We start from the raw sequence: 12,509 nt of genomic DNA, 5'->3' as shown, positions 1-12,509 counted from the left end.
GGCAGGAGAGCGGGGAACAGGTCTGAATTTTAATGTATATCGTCGTATAACATTATACATATAACGATCAAACATAGAAATTTACGATAACTCCTATAATCGAAAGTATCGATGCTGTACGCTCACGACATCACCCGAATCCGCTTGCGCCGTCGATGCAGGAAGAACTCGTAGAACCCGCAGATCACGCCACTGCCGCCGCTTTTCTCCCTTTGCCCGCCTTGCCGCCCGCGCTCGATGGCCGCGACGGCGCGAACCGGGCGCGGGGCGGCATCGCGCAGACGTCCGCGCGTAACGACATCGAAGCCGTGCGCCTTTGGCTCGCGGAATACGTCGCTTCGCCGCACACGCTGCGCAGCTATCGCAAGGAAGCGGTGCGCCTGATGCTCTGGAGCACCAATACGCTGGGCAAGCCGCTGTCGAGCCTCACGCGCGAGGATTTCGTGCTCTACGAGCAATTCCTCGCCGCGCCCAGCGCCGACTGGGCCGATCCCGAGCGGCCGCGAAGAGGGCGTGAGCGCCGCCTGTTCGACGGCCCGCTCGCGCCGCGCAGCCGTCGCCAGGCGCTCGGCATCCTCGGCGGCCTGTTCAATTACCTCGTTGCGGCAGGCTATCTCGCGGGCAATCCGCTCGCGCTGCGGCGCTCGCGCATGCCGCAGGCCGCGCGCAGCCGCCGCGTCGAACGCTATCTCGATCAGGCGCTCTGGCAGCAGGTGCTCGACGGCATCGACGCCTTCCCGCAAGACACGCCGCGCGAGCGCCAGCATTACGAGCGCTGCCGCTGGCTGATCCGCTTTCTCTACCGCACGGCGCTGCGCGCGAGCGAAGCGGCGCAGGCGCGCGCGGGCGACTTCGAGCGTCGGCGCGGACGCTGGTGGCTGCGCGTGGTGGGCAAGGGCGGCGTCGAGGGCGACGTGCCCGCGAGCGACGAACTGATGGCCGATTTCGCGCGCTACCGCGCCTTTCACGGTTTGCCGGGCACGCCCGCGCCGGGCGAAACGCGTCCCGTGGTGCTGGGGGTCGCGGGCAAGGACGAGCGGCCGTTGACGTCCACGGCGGTCTATCTGATCGTGAAGACGGTGTTCCGCCGCGTCGCGGACCGCCTCGAAGCCGACGATCCGGCCGGCGCCGACACGCTGCGCCGCGCCTCCACGCACTGGCTGCGCCACACCGCGGCGACCCATCAGGCCGACGCCGGCACCGATCTGCGCTACATCCAGAAGAACCTGCGTCACGCGTCGATCGAAACCACCGGCCTCTATCTGCACGCCGACGACGACGCGCGCCACGAGCGCACCACCGCCGCCCCGAATATGCAGCCAGGCGACATCGCCCGATGAGACCGCCGCACGCCGGTGTTAATCTTCGGGATACGTCGCGCGCGCCGCCAGCAGGTCCGGCCGCGCGTCTCGCTTTTTGACGCAACAACGACGCACCAACGACGCACCAACGCATTGCTCCCGATATGACGAAATCCGACTCCAGCCGCACGGTGCAGACGCAGATCCTGCATCCGCAAGACGATCTCACTCCCGGCTTCGAATCGTTCGCGGCGCCCGTCACGCGCGCCTCGACCGTGGTCTTTCCGGACCTCGCGTCCGTGCGCGCGCTCGACTGGCGCAACGACGCGCAATGGCGCTACGGGCTGCACGCCACGCCCACGTCCACGATGCTCCAGCACCGGCTGGCCGTGATCGAAGGCGGCGAGCACACGCTGCTGCAGCCTTCCGGTCTCTCGGCGATCTCGAACGTCTATTTCGGCCTCCTGAAGAGTGGCGACGACGTGCTGATTCCCGACAACGTCTATTCGCCGAACCGCGATCACGGCGACTGGCTCGCGCGCGACTTCGGCATCACCGCGCGTTATTACGACCCGATGATCGGCGCGGGCATGGCCGACCTGATCCAGCCGAACACGAAGCTCATCTGGATCGAAGCGCCCGGTTCGGTGACGATGGAAGTGCCCGACGTGCAAGCCATTACGGCGGCGGCGCGCGCGCGCAACGTCATCACGGCGATCGACAATACGTGGTCGGCGGGTCTCGCTTTCAAGCCCTTCGATCACGGCATCGACATTTCGGTGCAGGCGCTCACGAAGTACCAGTCGGGCGGCAGCGACGTGCTGATGGGCGCGACCATCACGCGCGACCGCGATCTGTATCTGAAGCTCAAATCGGCGCGCATGCGCCTGGGCATCGGCGTGTCGTCGGATGATTGTTCGCTCGTGCTGCGCGGCTTGCCGAGCATGAAGGCGCGTTTCGAAGCGCATGACCGCAGCGCGTTCGCGCTCGCGACGTGGCTCAAGTCGCGCGGCGAAATCGCGGCAATGCTGCATCCGGCCTTCGAGGACTGTCCCGGCCATGCGTTCTTCCGTCGCGATTTCACGGGCGCGGGCGGCCTGTTCTCGGTGGTGTTTGACGAACGCTATAGCGCTTCGCAGATCGACACGTTCTGCGAAGCGCTCGACCTGTTCGCACTGGGCTGGAGCTGGGGCGGGGCGAACAGCCTCGTGATGCCATACGACATCGCGTCGATGCGCAGCGCGGCGCAGTGGCCGCATCGCGGCACGCTGGTGCGCTTCTATATCGGCCTCGAAGACGAAGCGGATCTACGCGCCGATCTCGAACGCGCGCTCGCGACGCTGGCTTGACGGGCGCGTGAGTACCGGGCACGCGCCCGGCACAAGACTCGCGCCAAAAGCAAAACGGCCGCTCGCCGTCCCGTGGGACGCGAGCGGCCGTTTCAGTTTGAGCCGTGCCGGTGAAACTCAGCGCAGCGTTCGTGCGACTCAGTGCAGCTTCAACAACCCGTCGAGCCCGACGAAGTTGAACGCGACGCTCGCCGCTTCGCGCACCACCGGCTTGGCGCGGAACGCCACCGACAAACCGGCTTCGGCCATCATCTTGAGGTCGTTCGACCCGTCGCCCATCGCGATCGCGCGGCGCGGCTCGATACCCAGTTGCGCGCAGGTTTCGACCAGCGTGCGCGCCTTCACGTCGGCATTGACGATCTCGCCGACCACGCGGCCCGTGAGCTTTCCATCGACGATTTCCAGCGTATTCGCGCGCGTGAAATCGAGACCCAGACGCGCCTTGAGGCGCTCGGTGAAGAACGTGAAGCCGCCCGAGACGAGCAGCGTTTTCAGGCCCGCCGCACGCGCGCCCGCGAGCATGGTTTCCGCGCCCGGCGAGAGTTGCAGACGCTCTTCGTAGACGCGTTCGAGCGCGCTCGCGTCGAGGCCCTTGAGCAGCGCCACGCGGCGCGTGAGGCTCTCGTTGAAATCCTTGATCTCGCCGCGCATCGACGCTTCGGTGATCGCCGCGACTTCGGCTTTCAGACCGCAGAAGTCCGCGATTTCGTCGATACATTCGATCGTGATGAGCGTCGAATCCATGTCCATCGCGACGAGGCCGAAATCGGCCAGCGTGCGGCCCGCTTCCACGAACGCGTAGTCGAGCTGGTGCGTGCCGCAGTAGACGTCGAGATCGGGACGCTGCGCGGGATCGGCGTTGTCGATGCGCAGCGCGCAGGCGTCGATCGGCGTAAGGCGGCTGCCGCGCGCGAGCGCGAGGAGCGGCTTGTGGTGTTCGGCTTGCAGCGGGGCGGGACTCTGGATGACGAGGTTCATGACGTGAGCGGCGCGGACCATGCAAGGGCGCCGGATGCCCGAAGACGGCGGAAATCGAAAAAGGGCGCGAAGGCGGGCCTGGCGGCTGCCGCGCGCGGCGAATGAAAGCCGGATTGTACCGTTTCGGCGCGTGCGAGCGGCCGCCTCGCGTGTAAGCGTCGAGGCGCGACGGTAGGCCCGAACGCCCGATGCGGCGGCGCAATGCGGCCTGGCGCACAGCTTTCAGCGACGAAAGCGAGCTTTCGAGGCACAATGACTGCACGTGCGGCGTCCGACGGGGGCGGCCGCCGCGTGCCGTCAACCGTACGTGTCGCGACTCGCGTCGCGCGATGCGTCGCATGCGCCACCGCGCAAGGGGACCCGGTATGCAGGACGCTCTCAAGGCCGAATCGGCTTCGTCGACATCGTCGACACCCACCCGAACGCCGATCGGCGTCCGGGCCCAGGCTCCGGACGCCAGTGCACTGGCCTCGCATCCCGCGTCCACGCCCCGCGCCCCGCGTGCCACCGCGCCGCGCACGCGCTCCGGGCGAGCTTCCACCACCGGCGAAGTCGCCGGCATCCGCGTCACCAGCGCACGTCGCGTGATCGACGTGCAAAGCGGCATCCGCAAGCTCGACCTCGTACGCTATTACGCGCGCGTCGCGCCCTTGTTGCTGCCGCATCTGCGCGACCGTCCCGTTTCGCTCGTGCGCGCGCCGCAAGGCCTCGCCGGCGAGACGTTTTTCCAGCGCCACAGCGCACGCGCGCCGATCGACGGCGTTACCCAGCACGACGGTCTCGATCCCGGTCAGCCGGCGATTCTCAGTATCGATACGCTCGAGGCGCTCGTGCAGGTTGCGCAGATGGACACGATCGAACTGCATACCTGGAACGCGCTGGCGAGCGACGTCGAGCACCCCGACCGCGTGGTGTTCGATCTCGATCCCGATCCGGCGCTCGGCTGGGACCGCGTGATCGAGGCCGCGCAGCTCACGCGCGGCGTGCTGGCCGATCTCGGGCTCGAATCGTTCTGCAAGACGAGCGGCGGTAAAGGGCTGCACGTGATCGTGCCTGTCGTCCCGGGCACGAGCTGGGACGAGTCGAAGGCGTTCGCGCGCGCCGTCTCCCAGCGTCTTGCGTCCGGCTGGCCGACGCAGTTCACCGCGACGATGGGCCCGGCGCATCGCAAGAAAAAAGTCTATGTCGACTATCTGCGCAATGCGCGCGGCGCCAGCACGGCGGTCGCGTGGGGCGTGCGCGCGCGGCCCGGCATGGGCGTGTCGGTGCCGATCGGCTGGGATGAGCTGACGCAGACGACGGGCGGCGCGCACTGGTCGCTCGCCGATCTCGACGCGCTGCGTGCGCGAATGGCGCAGGTCCGGCGCGCGGACCCGTGGGCCGCTTACGCCGGCGTGCGCCAGGCGGTGACGAGCGAACTGACGCTGCGGCTCGAAGAAGGCGGCGCGTAGCGTGCGCCCGCGCGCCCGGCCGTGTGCTGTCGAACGCGGCCGGGCGCGCTGTTCACGTGCTTACGCTACCGCACGCTTTTTTCCACTTCCGCGCCGGCATCCCAATACGGCGGATCGCCGAAATGCTCGCCGAGAAACTCCACGAACGCGCGGGTTTTCGGCGGCACGAACGCGCGGCTCGGATAGACGGCCCAGATCGCCGTGGTGTCGGCGAGCGGGTAGCTGTCGAGCACGCTCACGAGTGCGCCGCTGCGCAAATGCGGTGCGACATCCCACGTCGATTTGAGCGCAATGCCGAAGCCCGCCAGCAGCGCGTCGCGGATCGTTTCGCCGTTGTCGGTGACGAATCGCCCGTCCACGCGCACCGTGAGCGGCCCGGCAGGCGTGACGAACGCCCAGTCGCGCTGATCGCCGAGTATCACGCACTCGTGGCGCGCCAGATCGGACGGATGATGCGGCGTGCCGCGCTCCGCGAGATAGGCGGGCGACGCGCAGATCACGCGCCGGTTCACCGCGAGCCGCCGGGCCACCAGTGTCGAATCCTTGAGCGCGCCGATGCGGACCGCGACGTCGATGCCCGCGTCGACGAGATCGACGATCTGATCGGTCAGACGCAGATCGACGCTGACGCCCGGATAGCGGCGCAAGAACGCGGCGATCACGGGCGAGACATGCTGACGCCCGAACGACGAGGGCATCGACACGCGCAGCCGGCCTTGCGGCGCGGCGTGCGCGCGTCCGACGGCGGCGCGCGCGGCCTCGGCGGCGTCGAGCAGCGCGAGCGCGCGCGCCATGAACACCTCGCCGTCCTCGGTCGGGCTCACGCGCCGCGTGGTGCGATGCAGCAGGCGCGTGCCGAGCGTGCGTTCGAGATTCGCGAGCCGCGCGCTCGCCACGGCGGCGGAAAGCCCGAATTCGCGGCCCGCGGCGGAGACGTTCGCGAGTTGCGCCGCGCGCACGAACAGCGCGACGTCGAGCAGATCGAGGCGCTCACGCGGGTCGGCGGCGAGGGGCAGGTCGAGTGGTATCGCGCTCGCTTTTTCGCTCATTATCAAAAATAGCCGAAGAATGTTTCAGTGATTATGAGGCTTTTCGGCCATCGAGGCGGCGCCTAGGATGTCAGTCAACGGCGCGCGACACTCGCAAGATTGCGCGGCGCCCGAAGCGACATCCCGTCGAATTGATGATTCGCCCTCCCAAGGAGCCCGAAATGAAAGCTGTTGGCCTCTACCGCTATCTCCCGATCGACGCCCCCGAAGCCTTGCTCGATCTCGATCTGCCGACGCCCGCGCCCAGCGGCCGCGACGTGCTCGTGAAGGTGGAAGCGGTGTCCGTGAATCCCGTCGACTACAAGGTGCGCGCACCGAAGGACAAGGTCGAGACCGACGCGAAGGTGCTCGGCTACGACGCCGCGGGCACGGTCGCGGCCGTCGGCCCCGAGGTCACGCTGTTCAAGGTCGGCGACCCGGTGTTCTACGCCGGCGACATCACGCGCAGCGGTTCGAACAGCGAGTTCCAGCTCGTCGATGAACGCATCGTCGGCCACAAGCCCGCGTCGCTCGATTTCGCGCACGCCGCGGCATTGCCGCTGACCGCGATCACCGCGTGGGAAGCGCTGTTCGAGCGCCTGCGCGTCTCGCCGCAAGGCGCCGACGCGGGCAAGCGCGTGCTGATCATCGGCGGCGCGGGCGGGGTCGGCTCGATCGGCATTCAACTGGCGAAACAGCTCGCGAAACTCACCGTGATCGCCACGGCGTCGCGGCCCGAATCGGCCGAATGGGCGCGCTCGCTCGGCGCGGACCACATCGTCGATCATCACGGCGACATGCCTGCGCAGATCCGCGCGCTCGGTTTCCAGAACGTCGATTACGTGCTGATCTTCAACGACACCGATGCGAATTTCCCCGCCGCCGCCGAGATCGTCGCGCCGCAGGGTGGTATCGCGACCATCGTTGAAAACGACAAGCCGATTCCGGTCGAGCTGCTCAAGGCGAAAAGCGCCGCGCTGCACTGGGAATTCATGTTCACGCGCTCGATGTTCGGCACGCCCGACATGATCGAGCAGCACAAGCTGCTGACCGAAGTGGCGCGGCTCGTCGATGCGGGCACGCTGCGCACGACGGTCGGCGAAGTGCTCGGGCCGATCAACGCGGCGAACGTGCGGCGCGCGCACAAGATGCTCGAAGAAGGGCGTGCGATCGGCAAGCTCGTGCTGAGCGGATTCTGATCGGGCGATCCGCACGCGGCGACGCCGGGGCAGCCATGCGCGGCGCATGGTTGCCCTGGCGCGCCGACCGATCCCGCGCCTGGCGAGTGGGAGAAAGCAAGCGGGATAAAACCTGGGCCGCGCAATGGCATTGCCGGGCGCACGCGGACGCGCGGCAAGCTAGACTGACAGAAGAAAGAAAGTTCGCCACACGCTGCCGTGGCCGCGTTTTTCGCGGCGACGGCAGCGCCAGCCAGGAGGTGACGCATGTCTTGCAGCAGCTCCAGCCACTCCCGCCGCGCTCGCGCGGTGCTCGTCCGTGCCGCCGTGGTGTTGTCCTGCGCGATCGCGCTGCCGGCGTTCGCCACCACGCCGATCAAGGTGACCTCGAAGGCCGCGCCCGATGGCCCGATCCGCTACACGGTGAAGGTCACGTCCAAACTCTACGGCAACTCGCAGGAAACGCGCACGCTGCGTTCCGGCGACACCGATGACTTCACCTGGCGCACCCAGCCGCCCGGCGGCGCGGTGCCGGTCGCGCAGAGTTGTCCCGATTACGGTTCGCTGCCGCTCGACGCGAATGGCGCGATGGTGCGCCAGACCCAGGTGCGGCTCGCGCCGATCGTCGCCGCCGACGGGACCGCGAACGTGCAGGTGAGCTTCCGCGCGCAGGCGCCGCGCGGCAAGCCCGCGAGCGGCGGGTCGTGTCCGGAAGTCGTGGCGCATAGCGAAGTGCTGCATTTCTCGATGCCGACCAACGGCACCGTGAAAACGGTCACGCTCAGCGACGGCACGCAACTGGCGATTTCGGCGCAGCGCTGAATCGCGCGTGCGCGCGGCAAGGCGTGCAGCGAGCGGTGCAGCGTGCGGGCGGTACGCGGCGAGCGCGGCGCTAGACGCGTGCCTTCGCACCTTTGGCACGCGCATCGCGCGCAATGAGCTTCGCCGCGAGAAAACGATGCTCGGGCGAGAACAGCCGCCGGTACGCGAGCAGCACCGAGCCGACGGTGCCGAGCGCCGAAGACGCCGCGATCAGGAACATGATCACGATCTGATAGCGCACCGCCTGCAACGGCGACTGGCCTGCGAGCACCTGGCCCGTCATCATGCCGGGCAGGCTCACCACGCCCACGACCGCCATCTGGTTGAGCGTCGGGATCATGCCCGCGCGCACCGCCTCGCGCGCGCTCGTCTGAGCCGCTTCCCAACGCGTCGCGCCGAGCGCAAGCGCGCTTTCCACGCGGTCGCGCCGCGCCGTGAGTTCCTGCATCATCCGCTCGACGCCGAGCGACACGCCCGTCAGCGTATTGCCGAGAATCATGCCGAGAATCGGAATCGCATATTGCGGCTCGTACCACGGGCGAATGCGGATCACCGCGAACAGACCCACGGCGGCCACGAGCCACGCGCTGACCCAGATCGACACGATGCTGTCCGCACGCTGGCCGCCGTAAGTGCGCGCACCGCGCTGCGAACCGGCAATGCCGGCGATCAGCGTCATCAGCGCCATGAGCGGCAGCACCGCGTACCAGCGGTTGAACGCGAACACCCAGCCGAGCACGTAGCCGATCGCGAGCAGTTGCACGACGGTGCGCACCGCGGCCCACGCGAGCTTGCGTTCGAGATCGAGCTTGAGCAGCACCGAGACCGCGCCGTTCACGAACACGAGCAGGGCCGCGATGCCGACATCGACGAGACTGAGGTCTTGCAGCACGCCAGGATTCATTGCGCCTCTCCGGAAGCCGCTTGCCGGGTGGCGGCTGGCGCGACGGAAGGTTGAGCAGCGGAAGGTTTTTCAGCGGATGGCGCCGGCGATGCATCGAGCACACCCGCGCGCATCGTGATGTGCCGGGTGCCGACGCGCGCGGCCTGTGCCGGATCGTGCGAAATCCACACCGTGGCGCGCGTCTCGCGCCGAAGCTCGAACCATTGCTCGACGAGCGCTTCGACTTCGCGCGCCGACTCGGGATCGAGCGAGGCCGTCGGTTCGTCGAGCAGCAGCGCCTCGGGATCGAGTTGCAGCACGCGTACCAGCGCGACGATCTGCGCTTCGCCGCCCGAGAGTTCGGACGCCGCGCGCGTGAGGAAATCGGCGCCGCGTCCGGTGGCGTCGAAGAGCGCGTGCACGCGCGCGGCGTCGAAGCGGGTGTCGCGATAGACCGCGAGCGAATAGGGATAGCGCAGGTTGTCTTCGACGCTGCCGTCGATCAGCGCGGGCCGCTGACGCAGGTACGCAATATGACGCCGATACGACGGGATCTGCGCGCGCGCAACCGCTTCGCCGTGCCAGCGCACCGTGCCGCCGTCGAGCGGATCGAGCAGCGCGAGCGCGCGCAGAAACACGCTCTTGCCCGAGCCTGACGGACCCGTGAGCACGACGCGTTCGCCGCCGTGCAGCGCGAAATCGGCGGGTTGCAGCAGCACCTGATCGCGCTGTGCGTCGCGTCGCGCGAGGCCAAGCGCTTCGACGAGCGGCGCGCTCACGTCAACGGGGGGACGTTTCGAATCGTTTTGATGGTTCATTGAAAGATGGCAAACAAGACGGGCGAGCGCAGATTGCAGATTCGCACATTCGCACATTCGCACATTCGGGCAAGAAACCAGGCACGTCTTCTGCTGTCGTATCGCTGGCGAAACAACAATGCAAAAACCGGAGTGCGCATGACGTCACCGCAACCCAAGCCCCGCGGCCCCGGCCGCACACTCGCCAGGATCTTCGCATGGCTCGTCGCGATTGTAGTCGTGCTGATCGCCGCGCTCGCCGTCTTTATCTACACCTTCGACTGGAACCGCGCCAAGCCTTACGTCAACGAGAAAGTGACCGAAGCGATCGGGCGTCCGTTCGCCATCGTCGGCGATCTGAAGGTCGGCTGGCGTCGTCCGCCCGGCGAAACGGGCTGGCGCGCCTGGGTGCCCTGGCCGCGTTTTTCCGCGGCGCAGATCGAGGTGGCCAATCCCGACTGGGCGAAGTCGCCGCATTTCGCGACGCTCGACGAGATCGACTTCGAAGTGGCCGTGCTGCCGCTGCTCGCGCACGACATCGTGATTCCGGCCATCAATCTCGTGAATCCGTCCGTCGACATCGAACGGCTCGCCGATGGCCGCAACAACTGGACCTTCAAGCTGCCCGCGTCGAGCGGGCCGTCGACGTGGAAACTCAATCTGCATGACATCACGTTCGGCAGCGGCAACATCGCGGTCGACGACAAGCAGACGAAAACCGACGTGAAGATGGTCGTGAGCCTGCTCGGCCAGGGCATTCCGATCGGCAAGGTGATGGAGCAGCAGGAAGCGGCTTCGCGCCAGGGCTCGGCGCAGGTGATCGGCAAGGCGGGCGCGAACCGGCTCGCCCAGCAGGCCGAGAAGCAGCAGGCGTCGGAAGCGGCGGCCGCGAGCGCGGCGGCGGCGAGCGAGGCCAGCGCAGCGAGCGCGGCCGGACCGGCATCGGGCGCGGCTTTGAGCGCGTCGGCGTCATCGGCGGCGTCGGACGGCGGGGCCGCTTCGCAAGGCATCGGCTCGAAGCTGGCCGCGGTCGGCGCGAGCGCCGCGAGCAACGCGAACGCGGCGGCGGGCGGTCAGACCAGCGAGCCGTTCTACGCGATCGGCTGGACCATCAAGGGCACCTACAACAAGACCGCGCTGTCGGGCGAGGGCAAGCTCGGCGGCGTGCTCGCGCTGCAAAACGCCAGGCGTCCGTTCCCGGTACAGGCCGATGTGCGTGTCGGCGACATGCATATCGCGCTGGTCGGCACCGTGACGGACCCGGCGCATCTGGCCGCCGTCGACCTGCGCCTGTGGCTCCAGGGCCAAAGCATGGCGCATCTTTACAACCTGACCGGCGTGACGCTGCCGGAAACGCCGCCGTACGCAACCGAAGGCCGTTTCGTCGGCCAGTTCCGCAAAGGCGCGAGCGTGTTCCGCTACGAGAATTTCACGGGCCGCGTGGGCGGCAGCGACCTGAACGGCACGCTCGTCTACACGCAGCGCGATCCGCGCCCGCTACTCTCCGGCGAACTCGTGTCGAACCTGCTGCAATTCTCCGATCTGGCGCCGATCATCGGTGCCGACAGCAAGGCGAGCAAGGCCAAGCGCGGCGACACGGTGCAGCAGCCCGCCGACCGCGTGATTCCGGTCGAGCCTTTCAAGACCGACCGCTGGAAAGCCATCGACGCCGACGTGAAGTTCACGGGCCGCCGCATCATCAAGCAAGGCAGCCTGCCGATTCAGGACCTCTACACGCACGTGACAATGACCAACGGCGTGCTCGACTTCGAGCCGCTGCAGTTCGGCGTCGCGGGCGGCACCTTCGCGACGCGTCTGTCGCTCGACGGCAGCGGCGCGCCGCTCAAGGCGCGCGGCACCGTGGAAGCGCGCCATCTGAAGCTCAAGCAGCTGTTCCCGGGCGTGAAGTCGATGCAGCAGGCGCTCGGCGAAGTCAACGGCGACGCGTCGCTCTCCGCGACCGGCAACTCGCCGGCGGCGCTCGCCGCGACGTCGAACGGCGAGGTCAAGGCGCTCGTCACGCAAGGCACGGTCAGCCGTCTGCTGATGGAAGCGGCCGGGCTGAACGTGGCGAACGTGGTCTACGAAAAGCTGTTCGGCAATCGCGACGTCAACATCAACTGCGCGGCCGCCGATTTCGTGGCGACCAACGGCGTGGTGAATCCGCGCGTGTTCGCGCTCGACACCGACGACGCCGTGATCGACATCGACGGTCCGATCGATCTGCGCGACGAATCGATGGATATGAAGGTGCATCCGCACACGAAGGGTTTCCGGATCTTCTCGCTGCGCTCGCCGCTTTACGTGAAGGGCACGTTCAAGAATCCGCATGTGGGCGTGGATGCGGCGGCGCTTGCGCTGCGCGGCGGCGCGATGGTCGGCCTCGGTCTGCTCAACCCGTTCGCGGCGCTGATTCCGCTGATCGCGCCGAGCAACAACAAGCCCTTGCCGTGCGCGCAGTTGTTTTCGCAGATTCGCCAGCATCCGGTTGCGCCGCCGCCGGGGCAGAAGATGCGCGCGCCGGCGGCCGCGAAGGGGGCGAGCGGGTCCAGCTCCGGTTCGGGTTCGAATGGCGCGAAGGGCGGTGCGGCGGCGCCGTCGAAGCGCGAGGAATCTTCACAACCCACCACGCAACCCGGCATGCAGTCGCTCTACAAGGGGAGCTGAACGGAAAGCACTCGGGCGCTCGCACAGACGAGCGCCCATGCGAAAACGCCCGGCG

At 67.7% G+C, this 12,509-nt stretch carries 10 protein-coding genes; 6 read left to right on the top strand and 4 right to left on the bottom strand.

What is annotated here, in order from left to right:
• Positions 1 to 155: 155 nt before the first annotated feature.
• Both BMY06_RS16610 and BMY06_RS16605 read left to right on the top strand, forming a co-directional pair.
• Positions 156 to 1,340: a tyrosine-type recombinase/integrase gene (locus tag BMY06_RS16610; protein ID WP_080180162.1), complete on the top strand. Its 1,185-nt coding sequence runs from the start codon at positions 156 to 158 to the stop codon at positions 1,338 to 1,340.
• Between the two features lie 125 nt (positions 1,341 to 1,465).
• Complete coding sequence (locus BMY06_RS16605; RefSeq protein WP_065065578.1) at positions 1,466 to 2,650, top strand: cystathionine beta-lyase; 1,185 nt, start codon at positions 1,466 to 1,468, stop codon at positions 2,648 to 2,650.
• A gap of 138 nt (positions 2,651 to 2,788) precedes the next feature.
• On the opposite strand, the gene serB is transcribed toward BMY06_RS16605, so the two are convergent.
• Positions 2,789 to 3,628, bottom strand: coding sequence for a phosphoserine phosphatase SerB (gene serB, locus BMY06_RS16600; RefSeq protein WP_065065593.1), 840 nt, complete (start codon positions 3,626 to 3,628; stop codon positions 2,789 to 2,791).
• A 365-nt stretch (positions 3,629 to 3,993) separates the two neighbouring features.
• On the opposite strand from serB, the gene ligD reads away from it, so the two are divergent.
• On the top strand, positions 3,994 to 5,079 hold the full coding sequence (ligD, locus tag BMY06_RS16595; protein ID WP_074984195.1) for a non-homologous end-joining DNA ligase: 1,086 nt from the start codon (positions 3,994 to 3,996) through the stop codon (positions 5,077 to 5,079).
• Positions 5,080 to 5,144: 65 nt separating this feature from the next.
• Here ligD and BMY06_RS16590 read toward each other — a convergent pair whose 3' ends face one another.
• On the bottom strand, positions 5,145 to 6,128 hold the full coding sequence (locus BMY06_RS16590) for a LysR family transcriptional regulator (protein ID WP_074984193.1): 984 nt from the start codon (positions 6,126 to 6,128) through the stop codon (positions 5,145 to 5,147).
• A 161-nt stretch (positions 6,129 to 6,289) separates the two neighbouring features.
• Between BMY06_RS16590 and BMY06_RS16585 the strand changes: the two genes are divergently transcribed.
• Together BMY06_RS16585 and BMY06_RS16580 are read left to right on the top strand one after the other, a co-directional pair.
• On the top strand, positions 6,290 to 7,306 hold the full coding sequence (locus BMY06_RS16585) for a zinc-binding alcohol dehydrogenase family protein (RefSeq protein WP_065065575.1): 1,017 nt from the start codon (positions 6,290 to 6,292) through the stop codon (positions 7,304 to 7,306).
• A 246-nt stretch (positions 7,307 to 7,552) separates the two neighbouring features.
• Positions 7,553 to 8,107: a DUF6013 family protein gene (locus BMY06_RS16580; RefSeq protein WP_065065574.1), complete on the top strand. Its 555-nt coding sequence runs from the start codon at positions 7,553 to 7,555 to the stop codon at positions 8,105 to 8,107.
• 70 nt (positions 8,108 to 8,177) lie between these two features.
• On the opposite strand, the gene BMY06_RS16575 is transcribed toward BMY06_RS16580, so the two are convergent.
• On the bottom strand, positions 8,178 to 9,011 hold the full coding sequence (locus tag BMY06_RS16575) for an ABC transporter permease (protein ID WP_074984192.1): 834 nt from the start codon (positions 9,009 to 9,011) through the stop codon (positions 8,178 to 8,180).
• On the bottom strand, positions 9,008 to 9,769 hold the full coding sequence (locus tag BMY06_RS16570) for an ABC transporter ATP-binding protein (protein WP_231957793.1): 762 nt from the start codon (positions 9,767 to 9,769) through the stop codon (positions 9,008 to 9,010). Before BMY06_RS16570 ends, BMY06_RS16575 begins: the two co-directional genes overlap by 4 nt.
• 177 nt (positions 9,770 to 9,946) lie before the next feature.
• Here BMY06_RS16570 and BMY06_RS16565 point away from each other — a divergent pair, with 177 nt between their 5' ends.
• Entirely contained in the window at positions 9,947 to 12,454 is a 2,508-nt protein-coding gene (locus tag BMY06_RS16565) for an AsmA family protein (protein WP_074984190.1), read from the top strand.
• Positions 12,455 to 12,509: the final 55 nt, after the last annotated feature.

This window comes from Paraburkholderia tropica (assembly GCF_900109265.1).
GTDB classification, from domain to species: domain Bacteria; phylum Pseudomonadota; class Gammaproteobacteria; order Burkholderiales; family Burkholderiaceae; genus Paraburkholderia; species Paraburkholderia tropica.
The sequence above is the reverse complement of the archived record's forward strand: the minus strand, read 5'-3'. Positions and strand labels throughout refer to the sequence as shown.